Origin of the sequence: Marinobacter sp. MIT932201, assembly GCF_047123295.1 — a bacterium.
GTDB classification, from domain to species: Bacteria; Pseudomonadota; Gammaproteobacteria; order Pseudomonadales; family Oleiphilaceae; genus Marinobacter; species Marinobacter salsuginis.
Window position 1 is genome coordinate 1,015,353 of the sequence record NZ_CP138917.1, and the last position, 13,797, is coordinate 1,029,149.

Sequence of the window (13,797 nt, forward strand, 5' to 3'; positions counted from 1 at the left end):
CGGTTGCCTACCCCGTTCGGGGTGTTTGATATGCACGGCTTTGAAGAACCGGACACCGGAAAGGAACACGTTGCCCTGACTCTGGGCGACCTGGACAGTGACGAACCCATGCTTGCCCGCACCCATTCCGAGTGTCTGACTGGCGACGCCCTTTACAGCATGCGTTGTGATTGCGGTTATCAGCTCGAAGAGGCGCTGAGAAGCATTGCCCGGGAAGGCCGGGGTATTCTGATGTATCTGCGTCAGGAAGGGCGGGGCATCGGGTTGCTGAACAAGATCCGCGCCTACCACCTCCAGGATCAGGGTGCAGATACGGTTGAAGCCAATGAACGTCTTGGGTTCGCTGCTGATCTGCGTGACTACAGCATGTGCAAGGATATGCTGGAGCACCTGGGTATCAAGAGCCTGCGGCTGATGACCAACAATCCCCGCAAGGTGAAGGCGTTGTCTTCCTACGGTATTGCTATTGCCGAGAGAGTGCCTCTGCATGTGGGCCGTAACCCCCACAATGAACACTATCTCGATACCAAACAGAGCAAGTTGGGGCACTGGTTGGAGACACACCAGGACGATGATCCCGAGGTGTGACTCGACCCGCTACTGATCTGCTGACGAAAAAGCCCGCGAGTTTCGCGGGCTTTTTGCGTTTTTAGGGCAACGTGCTCGTTTATTTGACGACTTTCAGGCTCTGGTGGCGGAGGGTTTCCATCCGCGTGCGAATGGAAGATTCAATGCCGGTTGCATCCAGACCGCATTCGGCCAGCAGTTCTCCATGCTTGCCATGGTCCATAAAGGTGTCCGGCAGGCCCAGTTGAAGAATCGGCATGGACACCAGCCGGCTGTTCAGAAACTCGGTTACAGCGCTGCCCGCGCCACCGGCAATGGCGTTCTCTTCCAGCGTCACCAGCAGTTCATGCTGCTCGGCCAGTTCCAGAACCAGTTCTTCATCGAGGGGCTTTACGAAGCGCATGTCGGCAACTGTTGCACCAATTGCCTCCGCCGCCTCCAGCGCCGGGGCCAGCAGGGTGCCAAAGTTCAGGATGGCAACTCCTCTGCCGCTGCGAAGCTTGCGGCCCTTGCCAATCTCCAGAGGGGTCAATTCCTGCTGTATTTCGGCGCCGGGCCCGGTACCGCGGGGATAGCGCACTGACGCCGGCCCCTCATACAGCATGCCGGTCTGGAGCATCTGGCGGGTTTCGTTTTCATCTGACGGTGTCATCACCACCATGTTGGGCACGCAGCGCAGGTAGCTGATATCAAAGGCGCCGGCATGGGTCGGGCCGTCTTCTCCGACCAGCCCTGCCCGATCTATAGCGAACAGGACATCGAGGTTCTGTATGGCGACATCGTGGATCAACTGGTCGTAAGCCCGCTGCAGGAACGTCGAGTAAATGGCGACAACCGGCTTGGCGCCATCGCAGGCCAGGCCCGCGGCTAAAGTGACGGCGTGCTGCTCGGCAATGGCGACATCGAAATAGCGTTCCGGGAAGCGCTGTGAGAATGCCAGCAGATCCGACCCTTCGCACATGGCAGGGGTGATGCCGACCACGCGCTCATCCTGCTCGGCGGAGTCGCAGAGCCACTGGCCGAACACGTTGGCATACTTGGGCTTCTTCGGTGTCGGCTTGACCGGTTCGGGCTTGCTCGGTGGCACCGGTTCAATCTTGTTGATGGCGTGGTAGCCAATCGGGTCGGCCTCGGCAGGCGCAAAGCCTTTGCCCTTGGTGGTTACCACGTGGAGGAACTGCGGACCTTCAAGTTCGCGGATGTTCTCCAGGGTATCCACCAGCAGGGGCAGATCATGACCGTCGATAGGGCCGATGTAGTTGAACCCCAGTTCCTCGAACAGCGTTCCCGGGGCAATCATGCCCTTGAAGTGCTCCTCGGTCTTCTTGGCCAGCGCCATCAGGTGTGGCGCTCCCTGCAAAACTTTCTTGCTGCTGTCGCGGACCTGGTTGTAGGTGCGACTGGACAACAGTTTGGCAAAGTAATTGGACAGGCCGCCCACATTGCGGGAGATCGACATGTCGTTGTCGTTGAGAATAACCAGCATGTCGGCGTGCAGGTGACCGGCGTGATTCAGGGCCTCGAACGCCATACCTGCGGTCATGGCGCCGTCACCAATAACGGCAATACTCTTGCGGCCGGACTTTTGCAGACGCGCGGCGATGGCCATGCCCAGTGCTGCGCTGATGGAAGTGCTCGAGTGGCCAACGCCAAAGGTGTCGTATTCGCTTTCGGCCCGTTTCGGGAAGCCGGCCAGCCCGCCCTTGCGCCGGATGCTGCCCATTGATTCCTTCCGGCCTGTCAGAATCTTGTGGGGATAGGCCTGATGGCCGACGTCCCAGACCAGGCGGTCGCTGGGCGTATCAAAGACGTAGTGAAGGGCAACGGTAAGCTCAAGCACGCCGAGGCCCGCGCCGAAATGGCCGCCGGTCTGGCCCACTGACCATAACAGAAATGCCCTGAGCTCCCGGGCGAGCAGGGTCAACTGCTCCGGGGCCAGCTCTCTCAGCTGGGCCGGTTCATCAATCCGGTCCAACAGAGGCGTGTTGGGCCGCTGCGACGGGATTTCCTTGAAAATATAAGTGTCCTGCATCTGCTCGGGTCTTTTCCGGTACGTTCAGTAACTGACTGGCATTATAAGGGAACAGGGGAAGCTGTTTCACACAAAGCGGGCCAGTTGTTACGAAAATATTTACGGCCAGTGTGCGCCTTCGGGGCGCCGGGGTTCAATGGGTTCTTGCCACCACGTAATCGGCCATGGCCCTGAGGGGGTCGGCTTCGGCGCCGAAATCCTTCAGGCTTTGCTGGGCCTGTTCAAGCAGATCTGCCAGATGCTCCCGGGTGCCGGCCACGCCCAATAGAGCGGGGTAGGTGGGCTTGGCTCGGGCCGCGTCCGAACCCTGGGGCTTGCCAATGACCGTTGTGTCGCCTTCTATGTCCAGCAGGTCGTCCTGAACCTGGAAGGCCAGGCCCAATGCCTTGGCATACTCTGTCAAGGAGGCCAGAGCCTGCTCGCTGACAGAGGGTGCGGTCAGGGCGCCAATCCGCACGCTGGTCTCGATCAGGGCGCCAGTCTTGTGCCGGTGCATGGTTTCGAGCTGGGCCAGTGCCAGGGTCTTGCCAACGGATTCAAGATCGATGGCCTGGCCACCAACCATTCCACCGTGGCCGCTGGCCCGGGCCAATTCCCGCACCATAATCAGGCGCACGGGTTCTGGCAGTCCCGGAGCTTCGGCCAGCCAGCCGAATGCCAGCGCCTGCAGGGCATCTCCGGCCAGGATGGCTGTGGCTTCGTCGAAGGCTATGTGGGTGGTGGGCCGTCCGCGGCGCAATTCGTCATCATCCATGGCCGGCAGGTCATCGTGGATCAGTGAATAGGCATGGATCAGTTCCACCGCGCAGGCCGGGATCAGGGCCTCGTCGCCGGTCTGTCCCAGTGCCTTTGCCGCAGCAAGGCAAAGGGCTGGCCGGATCCGCTTGCCGCCGCCCAGTACGCTGTAGCGCATGGCTTCCTGCAATCGGCCGGAGGCGGAATCACGGGTGATGCAACGGTCCAGTTCCGCATCGACGCGGGCCCGGCAGGTTTCCAGAAAATCAGAGGCAAGCGGGTTTGGTCCGGGCATCAGTCAGCATCATCCGGAGAAAACGGGCGGGTTTCGAGGGTGCCGTCGCTGTTCTGGACCAGCTGTTCAACCCGTTGCTCGGCGCTCTTTAGCGCCTGCTGGCATTCACGGGTCAGCTTTACACCTCGCTCAAACGCCGTGAGGGACTGTTCCAGAGACAGCTCGCCCTGTTCCAGATCGCGAACCAGCCTTTCCAGCTCATCCAGAGATTTCTCAAAATCGGCTATCGATGTGGCGCCTTGTTCACCGGCCATCAGGGGCCCTCCGATCGGGTGGCAGAATTTCGCGGATTATACCAGAGCCTGATCGCTATCGCTGCCAATGGAAGTGACGTCGTTCACCGGGTTCGGCGTCCGGGCCCCAGCTCTGTTCGGTCACCTGGATTTCGCCCCCTGCAGAGACGGTCACCACGGTGGTTGCCCGGGTGCCATAATCGGTCCCGACGATAAAGGGCGATGACAGGAAACGCTCGGTCTCCAGTCCAACGCCGGTGTCGGGCAGCAGATGGTCCGGTGCCGGCGTGCTGTCCTGAAGCAGGGGAATCAGGTCGTTGTGCAGCTTTTCGGCGTTCTGGCCGGCGGCGCCAATGATCTCGCCTGCAGATTCGCGCAGACGCAGAAGCTTGGGCCAGGGTGTCTGCAGGAGGTGGTTGCTCAGGCCATAGACCCCACGGTGGACATGCCGACCGGGGTGTGCATCCCGATTACTGAAATACCAGCCGCTTTCAGTAGACAGGCGCACTAGGTTGAAGCCGGAAAACTGGTCGGTCTTATCGAGCAGATAGCCCTCAAGCTGCTCCCGCGACTCGGTCAGAGCCCGCAAAGGCAGTTCGCCCCGGCTGATTCGACCGGTTTCCGGTGTGCCTTCGCGAACGTTGGTCACAGCACTGACCTCGCCTTTGGCATTCACCGCAAGCCAGGTGCCCCCGGAAAGCAGGTCGCGGCCGGCAAGTACCCGGGTGCCGGAGTCCGTGGTCCACCAGTCCATGGCGGCCGTCGGGCGACGGAAGAATTCATCCCGATTGGCCGCGACTACCAGCGGAAAATGAGGGTTCTGGCCAAGGGCAAAGGCGATCAGGCACATGGTGGCGGATGGCGTTCCCAGAGTTAATGAAGTTGACTCTTGCGCTGTGTATCATACCAGCCTTGGTTTTCTCGGGTGTGCCTCAAACTATGACCCTGTTTTATGTAATCGCATCGTATCTTGCCCTTGGAGCCCTGGCGGGCACCGTAGCGGGCCTGTTCGGCATTGGTGGCGGGCTGATCATCGTGCCTGTGCTGATGTTCAGTTTTGGTCTGCAGGGAATCAATCCGGACATTATTCCCCATCTGGCCGTTGGTACCTCGCTGGCAACCATCGTTTTCACTTCGGTCAGCTCTATCCGATCCCATAACAAGCACGGGGCCGTGCGCTGGGATCTGTTCCGACCCATGACCGTGGGAATCGTGGCCGGGGCTCTGGTTGGCGCCTGGACAGCATCCCTGTTGAGCGGGCGCGCCCTGGAACTGGTGATCGGTATTTTCGTGATCCTGGTGGGTCTCAAGATGTTTTTCCAGGTCGACCCCAAACCCGGTCGCGATGTCCCCGGCGTCGCCGGTCTGGGCGTCGCCGGCGGCGGCATCGGCTGGGCCTCCGCGATTTTCGGAATCGGTGGTGGAACCCTTACGGTTCCCTATCTGAGCTGGTGCAACGTGCGGATGCAGCAGGCGGTGGGCACATCGGCGGCCTGTGGCCTGCCGATTGCCATCGCCGGTGCCCTGGGTAACATCTGGACTGGATGGAGCAACCCCGCATTGCCGGAGCTGAGTGCCGGATTCATTTATCTGCCGGCCCTGATCGGTATCATTCTCACCAGCGTTTTCTTTGCCCGGGTGGGTGCTAACCTGGCCCATCGGCTGAATGCCCGGATTCTAAAGCGCACTTTCTCCATCATGCTCCTGCTGGTGGGGCTTCGTTTTCTCCTGAGCTGAGAGGTAGTTGATGCTGCAGCATCCCCAGATTGATCCGGTGGCCATTGCTATCGGTCCCTTCAAGATCCACTGGTATGGTCTGACCTATCTGTTTGGCTTCGTGGCCGGCTGGTGGCTTGGGCGGCTCCGCACCCGCAAACCCTGGTCGCCCATCAACGAAGAGCAGATGGGTGATCTGCTGTTTTACTTGGCCCTGGGGGTGATCCTGGGCGGGCGATTCGGCTATGTCCTGTTCTACAACTTTGATGCCTTCCTGGCCGACCCGCTCTGGCTACTCCGTGTCTGGGAAGGCGGCATGTCCTTCCACGGTGGTCTGCTGGGCGTGATGCTTGCCATGTGGTGGTATGGCCGCAAGGTGGGTAGTGGTTTCTGGCGCATGGCCGATTTTGTAGCGCCGCTGGTACCCCTGGGCCTTGGCGCAGGCCGGATCGGAAACTTCATCAACGGCGAGCTGTGGGGCAAGCCTACGGATTTTGCCTGGGGCATGGTATTTCGCACGGCGCCGGACTCGCTCGCCCGGCACCCCTCGCAGCTGTACCAGTTTGCCTTGGAGGGAGTCGCCCTGTTCGTGATTCTTTGGTGGTTCTCATCCCGGCAGCGGCCGACCATGGCGGTTTCCGGTCTGTTCCTGGTCTGCTACGGCGTATTCCGTTTCCTGGTGGAATTCGTGCGCCAGCCGGATCCGCAACTGGGCTACCTTGCTTTTGACTGGCTCACCATGGGGCAGGTACTGTCCTTCCCGATGATCGTTGCCGGCGCCGCCCTGATGTTTATTGCCTACCGGAGACAAGCCCGATGAAAGCCTATCTGGACCTGATGCAAGACGTTGTTGATAACGGATTCGACAAGGGAGACCGTACCGGTGTCGGCACCCGGTCGGTGTTCGGCCGCCAGATCCGTTTCAACCTGCAGGAAGGCTTTCCCCTGGTGACCACCAAGAAGGTCCACCTGCGCAGCATTATTTATGAATTGCTCTGGTTTCTCCGGGGCTCTACTGACAATACGTGGCTGCGGGAGCGGAAGGTCTCCATCTGGAACGAGTGGGCGCTGGAGAATGGTGACCTGGGGCCCATCTACGGCAAGCAGTGGCGTAGCTGGCAGTGCCCGAATGGTGAGGTGGTCGACCAGATCCGCGAAGTGATCGAACAGATCCGCACCAAGCCCAATTCCCGCCGCCTGATTGTCTCCGCCTGGAACCCGGCGGAACTGCCGGACGAATCCATTGGTCCCCAGGACAACGTTCGCGAGGGCCGCATGGCCCTGGCGCCCTGTCACTGCCTGTTCCAGTTCTACGTGGCCGAAGGCAGGCTTTCCTGCCAGCTCTACCAGCGCAGTGCCGACCTGTTCCTGGGGGTGCCGTTCAATATTGCCTCCTACGCTCTGCTCACGCACATGATTGCCCAGCAGTGCGACCTGGAGGTTGGTGAGTTCGTGCATACCTTTGGCGACTGTCACCTGTACCAGAACCATCTGACCGATGACATCGTCTTCGAGCAGTTGAAGCGGGAGCCCCGTGCCCTGCCGACGCTGGTGATCAAACGCAAGCCCGAGAGCATCTTCGAGTACGAGCTGGAGGACTTCGAGTTTGAGGGGTATGACCCGCATCCGGGCATCAAGGCGCCGATTGCCATCTGATCCAATTCCAAACAGGCGAATCCATGAGAAAAGCACTGATCGTCGCCATGTCCCGCAACCGGGTCATCGGCCGGAACAACAAACTGCCCTGGTATTTGCCCGGAGACCTGCGTTATTTCAAACAGGCCACCATGGGCAAGCCCATAATCATGGGTCGGAAAACCTGGGATTCCATCGGTCGACCACTGCCGGGCAGGATGAACGTGGTGATTTCCAGGAACGAAACCTGGGAAGCACCAACCGGAACGGTTGCTGCCAAGTCATTGCCCGAGGCGCTGGTGAAAGCCGAAGCCCAGGCCGAGCTTGAGGGTGGCGACGAGGTGATGATTATCGGTGGCGGGCAGATCTACGCCGAGGCGCTGCCGATGGTGGATCGCATGTACATCACCCAGGTGCACGCTGAGGTGGACGGCGATGCGTTTTTTCCGGAAGTGAACTGGGATGAGTGGGAGGAAATCGGACGGGAGGATTTCTCCGCGTCCGATAACAACCCTTACGACTACAGCTTCGTGGTCTATCAGCGCCAGGCTTAAGCCTGGCGAGGTGGGCGCTTGCCAGCGGGCTTGCCGCCCTTACCGGGAGACTTGCCTTTGGGCCCCGGGCCGCCGCGTCCCTTCGGTCCTTTCTTGAATCCGCCTTTCGGGCCTTTGCGGTTATCGCCCGGGCGGCCACCCTTGCGGTCGCGACGCGGCGGAGGCGTGGCGGAGACCACCGGCAGTGCCTCGGGCTGCTCCAGAGGCAGGGAACCGGGTTGGGCCGCTTCCATCCAGCAGGCCAGGGCACCCGCCACCATGGCCATATCCATCTCGTTGCGCTCGGCGATCTCGTCCAGCAGGGCCATGGTCTTGGCCAGCTTCTTGTCTTCAGCGAACGCCAGCAGCTGGGTTTCAAACTGCTGCTCGCGCATTTTCTTCAGTTCAACCGGTGACGGCAGCTCATAGGCCTGCATAGGGGAGTTGGTGGCACGTTCCAGCGTGCGCAGCCAGCTCCGCTCCCGAGGCGTGACCAGCAGAATGGCCTTGCCTTCCCGACCGGCGCGGCCGGTACGGCCAACACGGTGGATGTAGGCTTCGGTGTCGTAGGGCACATCGTAGTTGATCACGTGGGTAATGCGCGGCACGTCCAGACCGCGGGCTGCCACGTCGGTCGCCACGATAATGTCTTTCTTGCTGCGCTTGAGATCTTCAACGGTCTGCTCGCGCTGGCGCTGGTTCAAATCGCCGTTCAGTGGTGCCACCGCGTGCCCGCGTGCCGACAGTTTCTCGGCCAGCAGTGTGGTTTCCGCCTTGGTGCGCACGAAGATGATGGAGGCGTCGAACGGCTCCACTTCGAGAATCCGTGTCAGGGCGTCGAGTTTACGCTCGGCGTAGACCGGCAAAACAAACTGGGAGATGCGCTCGACCGTGCGGGTTTCGCTTTCAATGCGAACTTCCGTGGCGTTGCGCAGGTAAGTCTGGGCCACTTTCTTGATTTGCGGCGGCATGGTGGCTGAAAACAGGGCGCGTTGGCAGTTCTCCGGTGTTTTCGCCAGGATCGCTTCCACGTCGTCGATAAAGCCCATGCGCAGCATTTCATCGGCTTCATCCAGAACCAGCGCCTTCAGGCCGTCCAGTTTCAGAGTGCCTTTGCGCAGGTGGTCGAGCATGCGGCCCGGGGTGCCCACGACGACCTGGGCACCGCGGCGGAGGCCCTTGATCTGGGGGTAAAAATCCTGGCCGCCGTAGATGGGCAGCACATGGAAATTCCGGAACTTGCTGGCATAGGTGGTAAAGGCTTCAGCCACCTGGATGGCCAGTTCCCGTGTTGGTGCCAGCACCAGAATCTGGGGTTCGGTAACAGAGGCGTCAATCCGGCTCAGCAGGGGCAGTGCAAATGCCGCGGTTTTACCGGTACCTGTCTGGGCAACACCCAACAGATGGTTGCCGGCAAGCAGCGCGGGAATAGACTGGGCCTGGATGGGAGACGGGGTTTCGTAGCCAACGGCGGACACAGCTTCAAGTACGGCTGGATCCAGCCCCAGTTCGGCAAAGGACAATTCAGACATTGATTCACTCGGAATTCGGGAGGTAGAGCATTGCCGGGCAATGCATGATGTGCGGGCATTATAGCGGTTTTGTTGATGTTTTAATACGCAAAACCCCGGAGCCGCTGTAGGTACTTGCCGGGGACCGGTTATTGCGTTGCCGTCCGATCTTGGGCAGGCTTCGTATTATCCCGATAGGTTGCTAACAGGAACTTGAGATGACCTTTGACGAATTATTGCGGGCGGCCCGTGGCAGCGAAGAACTGATCATGCCCGGCAGCTGGTCCCAGGGAAGAGCTACATTCGGTGGTCTTACGGCTGCATTGATGTTCGAGAGAATGGAGATGCTTGTTGCCGAGGGCCGCGCCATGCGGTCATTGCAGGTCTCGTTCGTGGGACCGGTGGAGCCCGAAGTGCCGGCCAGATTCGAGGCCGAGATTCTGCGTGAGGGAAAAGCAGTCAGTCAGGTGCAGGGGCGCATTGTCCAGAAAGGAGAAACCCGGCTGGTCTGTCTGGCCAGCTTTGGCGGCGACCGGGAGTCGGAGGTACAGGTGGACGCGCTTCCTGCGCCCGAGGCGCCTCCGATCGATCAATGTCACGGGCTCGACTATATCGAGGGTGTGACACCGGAATTCATCCAGCAGATTGAGATGCGATGGGCGTTCGGAAACCTGCCGTTCAGTGGCAAAGGCGGTCGGGAACTGGGCGGTTGGATGCAGTTCCGGAAAACTCCGGAGTCGTTCTCTGACGCCCATATCGTTGCCCTCATTGATGCCTGGCCCCCGGCAGTACTGCCGTATGTGAAACAGCGGGTACGAACCAGTTCCCTGAGCTGGGCTTTGGACATCGTCCATCCCAGGCCGGCCATGGAACCGGGAGACTGGCTGTTGTACAAGGTCTCTATCGATCAGGCGGGTGCCGGTTACGGTCATACCCAGGCCGGTATATGGACTGCCAAAGGCGAGCTTGTGGCTTTGAGCCGCCAGACGGTGACCGTGTTCGGGTGATGGAAATGGCGGCTCAGGCCGCCATTTCCGATTTCAGGGCATCGATGATAATGCGGGCGAAGTCTTCCGGTGAATCTTCCTGCAGGAAGTGCCCTCCCCGGAGCGTGATGTGGGGTTGGCCATGGGCACCGGGAATCCGACGCTGCATATGCCTGTCGCCGCCCCGGGTAATGGGGTCGCCACTGCTGAAACAGGTGATAAACGGTTTTTTCCAACGTTCAAGCACCTGCCAGGCGGCCTTGTTTGCATCGCTGTCCGGTGTGCCAGGCTCAGTTGGCACCAGCTTCGGAAACGCCCTGGCTCCGGCCTTGAACTCCGCCGATGGAAAAGGAGCCTCGTAGGCGGCCAGTTCAGCCTTGCTCAGCGTGCGATCGGTTCCCAGCTGCACAATGCGCCCAACCGGAAACCAGGGACTGTGTGTGGCAAAGGCCTTCCAGACTGAGAATACCGCAGGCACAGGCGCCTCCCCGGTTGGCAGCATGCCATTGCCCACGATGATGCGGCTGAAGCGCTGTCGGTGTTCGGCTGCCAGACGAAGGCCCAGCAGCGATCCCCAGTTCTGGCAAACCAGGGTGATGTTAGTAAGGTCCAGCTGTTCCAGCCAACTGGTCAGCCATGCCAGGTGGCGGCCATAACTGTAGTCGGTCACCGAGGCCGGCTTGTCGGATTTGCCAAAGCCGATCAGATCCGGAGCCAGTACCCGATGTCCGGCGCTTGCCACGAGGGGAATCATGTGCCGGTAAAGGTAGGACCAGGATGGTTCGCCGTGGAGCATGAGTACCGGCGACGCGCCTCGCGGGCCCTCGTCAACGTAGTGCATCCGGAGCCCGGGTTCTACGTCGAGATGGTTTGGAGTAAAAGGGTAATCCGGAAGACCTGCGAAGCGGGCTTCATCGGTTCTCAGAATACGCATGCCATCGACTGTCCTGACTGATTGGTTGCGTGATTGCCGGGCGGCATCCGGTGATCAGAATGCCCTACTACAATCGTCGAATATCAGGATAAAGCAGATGGAAAATTTGTGTGTTTGAGTTGCGTAACAGAGCGTTGCCGCTTTGAATCAGGACGCGATGCCGAACAGACGTTCGGGGTTGTCAACGCGGGCCAGAGCCTCGTCGCAGCAATTGACTGCACCGCAATCGTCAGCTGAACAAAGGCCAATGGTGCGGCATTCCATGTCCTGCTGGTGGTCACCCTGATTGTTGAAAATCCGGGCCCTGGAGAGAATCGAATGGCAGTGGCCGCACAGCAGGGTAGGAACCGCGCTGCCCTCAGCCAGAAGTGCCGTGTAATGCTGTGTTTGAGTCATAAATATCCTCCTGATACTGCCCAACATATGGGCCAAGTATGACATTTCAAAGTCGGGTTGCCGGATTTATACGGCTTAACTGTCTGGATCGACCAGTGGCCGACGGTTGGATCGCTTGTCATCCCAGTCAAGCTCCTTCGGGTCATACCAGCCAATCGCCTCCAGAACTCTTTCCCGTGTCTGTGGCGACAGTGTGGGCCAGAGCTCCTGGAAGTCCTCCAGGCCAAGGTCCCGCTGCTTCTGTTGCTTGCTCTGAAGTCGGTTGATGATACGTGGCAACTGCAGGGCTTCGCCGAGCTGACCGGGCACCACGACTTCCTGGCCCATCACCTTGCGCCGGTGCGTTCTGGCGGCCAGTACCTTGCGCAGCTCGGTGGCCGCGTCCAGGGCTGTTTCGACAGTGAAGGTTTCCAGTTCCAACAACATGACCTGTCTATTAGTTGAACAACAACCGTCCACTATAACCCGAAGAGAGCTACAGTGGCCACGCCAGCGTGGTAGGGTAGAATGCATCCGATAACATGCAGAACCACATCAGGGAACCGCAAAAATTATGTACGCAAAACTTGAAACACGGACTTTTCTGGCGTTGCTGGTCGGCGTTTCCCTTGCCTTTGTATTTCTGATGAAGCCCTTCTTCGGGCCCATATTCTGGGCGGTCGCCATCGCCCTGATTTTTCACCCGGTGCAGCAACTGCTCGTACGTAAACTGGGTGACCGGCCAAACATCAACGCGCTGATTACCCTGTGCATCTGCATGTTTATTGTGGTTATCCCGGTTCTGGTTCTGGTGACATCTCTGGTTGCCGAGGGCGTCGCGCTCTACCAGCAGATCCAGAGTGGCGCCATTCGCCCCGGGGAATACATTGATCGGGTCAATCAGTCTTTTCCGGCTATTCAGGCGTTCCTGGCACAGTTTGACATCAGCTTTGCCGAGTTGAGGGACCGGGCGGTGAGTATTTTTGTCGGCGGCAGTCAGTTCCTTGGCAAGCAGGCCCTGGGCGTTGGCCAGAACACCTTCCAGTTTTTCCTCGGCCTGGCCTTGATGGTGTATCTGGCGTTCTTCCTGCTGCGGGATGGCAGTGCACTGGTAGAGCTGATCATCCGGGCGCTGCCACTGGGCGACGAACGTGAGCGGTTGCTGTTCGCCAAGTTTGCAGAGGTAACCCGGGCGACCGTCAAGGGGAACCTGCTGATTGCAATCATCCAGGGGGCCCTGGGCGGGCTGATTTTCTGGGTTCTGGGGATCTCCGGGGCCCTGCTCTGGGGTGTGGTCATGGCGATCGTATCGCTGTTGCCGGCGGTGGGTGCCGCTTTGGTCTGGGTGCCCGCTGCCATCTACCTCGCGGCGGTTGGAGACGTGATCGAAGCGGTGGTTCTGACGGCCTTCGGAGTCGTGGTCATAGGGCTGGCGGACAACCTGTTGCGCCCGGTACTGGTTGGTCGCGATACCAAACTGCCGGATTACATTGTCCTGCTGTCGACTCTTGGCGGCATCGTCATGTTCGGCATCAACGGGTTCGTGATGGGGCCGTTGGTGGCAGCCCTGTTCATGGCGTTCTGGGGGATTTTCATCCGCGAGTTCAGCGAAGAGGCCCACCGCCAACCGGCCACTGTGGAAGATGAAGCGCATGAGTCTGACAGGTCAACGGGACATGATGTCCGGTAAGGCGACATACGACAAAAGTATGGTAGGCTTTTAACCGTTTGCCCCAGCCTGTGGAGATAGGCACCACATAACAAGAAAGAAACGGATATCGAAGAGATATCAGGAGTTAGCAGGTGAGTACCATGAAAAAAGCAACTTCCCGACTGGGACGCCTGACCGCCGCGGCCGGACTGGCGGTCACACTGGGCTTTGCCCCTGCAGCCTTCGCTGATGAGATCGTTGCACTCAAGAATGCACTTTACGGAGCCGGGTACGATATTACCAATGTCAGCCCGCAGATGGACGACTCTACCCGGTCTGCGTTGACCCGGTTCCAGCAGGATAACGGTCTCCAGGCCACCGGTATTTTGGACGATCCGACCAAGGAAGCCCTGGGCATGATTTCGGTTCAGGTGGCCGCGTCGGCGCCAGCACAGTCTACCGGAACCAGTAGCGCTCCGGCTCAGGAATCAGCGTCTTCCGCAGCGGCGGAGACTTCGGCCCCGGAGCCTGAGCAGGACGACGCCATCGAAGAAGATGACGACGGCGGCTGGTCGCTCTGGTAACCGGAATCTT

The 13,797-nt window shown here is 59.8% G+C and carries 16 protein-coding genes; 8 read left to right on the plus strand and 8 right to left on the minus strand.

The annotated features are described in order from the left end of the window. Positions 1 to 30: 30 nt before the first annotated feature. Positions 31 to 588, plus strand: coding sequence for a GTP cyclohydrolase II (ribA, locus tag SIC15_RS04610; protein ID WP_412537588.1), 558 nt, complete (start codon positions 31 to 33; stop codon positions 586 to 588). Between the two features lie 79 nt (positions 589 to 667). Here ribA and dxs read toward each other — a convergent pair whose 3' ends face one another. From dxs to SIC15_RS04630, 4 genes are all read right to left on the minus strand, one after another. After that, positions 668 to 2,599 (minus strand): 1-deoxy-D-xylulose-5-phosphate synthase, encoded by a 1,932-nt coding sequence (gene dxs / locus SIC15_RS04615; RefSeq protein WP_222466200.1) that lies wholly within the window; start codon positions 2,597 to 2,599, stop codon positions 668 to 670. Positions 2,600 to 2,732: 133 nt separating this feature from the next. Beyond that, the gene (locus SIC15_RS04620; RefSeq protein WP_412537153.1) at positions 2,733 to 3,629 is read right to left on the minus strand and encodes a polyprenyl synthetase family protein; all 897 of its coding nucleotides are present in this window, start codon (positions 3,627 to 3,629) and stop codon (positions 2,733 to 2,735) included. After that, a complete protein-coding gene (locus tag SIC15_RS04625) occupies positions 3,629 to 3,883 on the minus strand; it encodes an exodeoxyribonuclease VII small subunit (RefSeq protein WP_069183983.1) in 255 nt (84 codons plus the stop codon). Before SIC15_RS04625 ends, SIC15_RS04620 begins: the two co-directional genes overlap by 1 nt. Before the next feature lie 55 nt (positions 3,884 to 3,938). Further along, the gene (locus SIC15_RS04630; RefSeq protein WP_412537154.1) at positions 3,939 to 4,712 is read right to left on the minus strand and encodes an NRDE family protein; all 774 of its coding nucleotides are present in this window, start codon (positions 4,710 to 4,712) and stop codon (positions 3,939 to 3,941) included. 89 nt (positions 4,713 to 4,801) lie between these two features. Here SIC15_RS04630 and SIC15_RS04635 point away from each other — a divergent pair, with 89 nt between their 5' ends. The 4 genes from SIC15_RS04635 to SIC15_RS04650 are packed head-to-tail and all read left to right on the plus strand — an operon-like array spanning position 4,802 to position 7,767. Then, positions 4,802 to 5,599, plus strand: coding sequence for a sulfite exporter TauE/SafE family protein (locus SIC15_RS04635; RefSeq protein WP_069183981.1), 798 nt, complete (start codon positions 4,802 to 4,804; stop codon positions 5,597 to 5,599). Between the two features lie 10 nt (positions 5,600 to 5,609). Then, a complete protein-coding gene (gene lgt, locus SIC15_RS04640; RefSeq protein WP_412537155.1) occupies positions 5,610 to 6,398 on the plus strand; it encodes a prolipoprotein diacylglyceryl transferase in 789 nt (262 codons plus the stop codon). Continuing rightward, on the plus strand, positions 6,395 to 7,234 hold the full coding sequence (locus tag SIC15_RS04645; protein ID WP_412537156.1) for a thymidylate synthase: 840 nt from the start codon (positions 6,395 to 6,397) through the stop codon (positions 7,232 to 7,234). Before lgt ends, SIC15_RS04645 begins: the two co-directional genes overlap by 4 nt. 23 nt (positions 7,235 to 7,257) lie before the next feature. Beyond that, a complete protein-coding gene (locus tag SIC15_RS04650) occupies positions 7,258 to 7,767 on the plus strand; it encodes a dihydrofolate reductase (protein ID WP_069183978.1) in 510 nt (169 codons plus the stop codon). Here the strand turns inward: SIC15_RS04650 and SIC15_RS04655 are convergent. Then, the gene (locus SIC15_RS04655) at positions 7,764 to 9,278 is read right to left on the minus strand and encodes a DEAD/DEAH box helicase (protein ID WP_069183977.1); all 1,515 of its coding nucleotides are present in this window, start codon (positions 9,276 to 9,278) and stop codon (positions 7,764 to 7,766) included. The genes SIC15_RS04650 and SIC15_RS04655 overlap by 4 nt on opposite strands. Before the next feature lie 197 nt (positions 9,279 to 9,475). Here SIC15_RS04655 and SIC15_RS04660 point away from each other — a divergent pair, with 197 nt between their 5' ends. Further along, positions 9,476 to 10,264, plus strand: a complete 789-nt coding sequence (locus SIC15_RS04660; protein WP_412537157.1) for an acyl-CoA thioesterase — start codon at positions 9,476 to 9,478, stop codon at positions 10,262 to 10,264. A gap of 13 nt (positions 10,265 to 10,277) precedes the next feature. Here the strand turns inward: SIC15_RS04660 and SIC15_RS04665 are convergent, their stop codons facing one another. The 3 genes from SIC15_RS04665 to SIC15_RS04675 form a co-directional block, all read right to left on the minus strand. Next, positions 10,278 to 11,177 (minus strand): haloalkane dehalogenase, encoded by a 900-nt coding sequence (locus SIC15_RS04665; protein WP_136629755.1) that lies wholly within the window; start codon positions 11,175 to 11,177, stop codon positions 10,278 to 10,280. Between the two features lie 147 nt (positions 11,178 to 11,324). After that, a complete protein-coding gene (locus SIC15_RS04670) occupies positions 11,325 to 11,573 on the minus strand; it encodes a hypothetical protein (RefSeq protein WP_069183974.1) in 249 nt (82 codons plus the stop codon). A gap of 75 nt (positions 11,574 to 11,648) precedes the next feature. Beyond that, positions 11,649 to 11,999 carry a hypothetical protein gene (locus tag SIC15_RS04675; protein ID WP_069183973.1) on the minus strand — a complete coding sequence of 117 codons (351 nt, stop codon included), beginning with the start codon at positions 11,997 to 11,999 and terminating at the stop codon, positions 11,649 to 11,651. Positions 12,000 to 12,126: 127 nt separating this feature from the next. Between SIC15_RS04675 and SIC15_RS04680 the strand changes: the two genes are divergently transcribed. Together SIC15_RS04680 and SIC15_RS04685 are read left to right on the plus strand one after the other, a co-directional pair. Further along, positions 12,127 to 13,242: an AI-2E family transporter gene (locus SIC15_RS04680; protein ID WP_136629756.1), complete on the plus strand. Its 1,116-nt coding sequence runs from the start codon at positions 12,127 to 12,129 to the stop codon at positions 13,240 to 13,242. Positions 13,243 to 13,364: 122 nt separating this feature from the next. Continuing rightward, positions 13,365 to 13,787 carry a peptidoglycan-binding domain-containing protein gene (locus SIC15_RS04685; RefSeq protein WP_153634590.1) on the plus strand — a complete coding sequence of 141 codons (423 nt, stop codon included), beginning with the start codon at positions 13,365 to 13,367 and terminating at the stop codon, positions 13,785 to 13,787. Positions 13,788 to 13,797 lie beyond the last annotated feature (10 nt).

Excerpts from the sequence above, each read along its gene's own strand:
- ribA (WP_412537588.1), top strand. The coding sequence starts at position 31 with ATGCACGGCTTTGAAGAACCGGACACCGGAAAGGAACACGTTGCCCTG.
- SIC15_RS04635 (WP_069183981.1), top strand. The coding sequence starts at position 4,802 with ATGACCCTGTTTTATGTAATCGCATCGTATCTTGCCCTTGGAGCCCTG.
- SIC15_RS04630 (WP_412537154.1), bottom strand. The coding sequence starts at position 4,712 with ATGTGCCTGATCGCCTTTGCCCTTGGCCAGAACCCTCATTTTCCGCTG.
- SIC15_RS04645 (WP_412537156.1), top strand. The coding sequence starts at position 6,395 with ATGAAAGCCTATCTGGACCTGATGCAAGACGTTGTTGATAACGGATTC.
- SIC15_RS04685 (WP_153634590.1), top strand. The coding sequence starts at position 13,365 with ATGAAAAAAGCAACTTCCCGACTGGGACGCCTGACCGCCGCGGCCGGA.
- SIC15_RS04655 (WP_069183977.1), bottom strand. The coding sequence starts at position 9,278 with ATGTCTGAATTGTCCTTTGCCGAACTGGGGCTGGATCCAGCCGTACTT.
- SIC15_RS04675 (WP_069183973.1), bottom strand. The coding sequence starts at position 11,999 with ATGTTGTTGGAACTGGAAACCTTCACTGTCGAAACAGCCCTGGACGCG.
- SIC15_RS04665 (WP_136629755.1), bottom strand. The coding sequence starts at position 11,177 with ATGCGTATTCTGAGAACCGATGAAGCCCGCTTCGCAGGTCTTCCGGAT.
- SIC15_RS04660 (WP_412537157.1), top strand. The coding sequence starts at position 9,476 with ATGACCTTTGACGAATTATTGCGGGCGGCCCGTGGCAGCGAAGAACTG.
- SIC15_RS04670 (WP_069183974.1), bottom strand. The coding sequence starts at position 11,573 with ATGACTCAAACACAGCATTACACGGCACTTCTGGCTGAGGGCAGCGCG.
- SIC15_RS04625 (WP_069183983.1), bottom strand. The coding sequence starts at position 3,883 with ATGGCCGGTGAACAAGGCGCCACATCGATAGCCGATTTTGAGAAATCT.
- lgt (WP_412537155.1), top strand. The coding sequence starts at position 5,610 with ATGCTGCAGCATCCCCAGATTGATCCGGTGGCCATTGCTATCGGTCCC.
- SIC15_RS04680 (WP_136629756.1), top strand. The coding sequence starts at position 12,127 with ATGTACGCAAAACTTGAAACACGGACTTTTCTGGCGTTGCTGGTCGGC.
- SIC15_RS04650 (WP_069183978.1), top strand. The coding sequence starts at position 7,258 with ATGAGAAAAGCACTGATCGTCGCCATGTCCCGCAACCGGGTCATCGGC.
- dxs (WP_222466200.1), bottom strand. The coding sequence starts at position 2,599 with ATGCAGGACACTTATATTTTCAAGGAAATCCCGTCGCAGCGGCCCAAC.
- SIC15_RS04620 (WP_412537153.1), bottom strand. The coding sequence starts at position 3,629 with ATGCCCGGACCAAACCCGCTTGCCTCTGATTTTCTGGAAACCTGCCGG.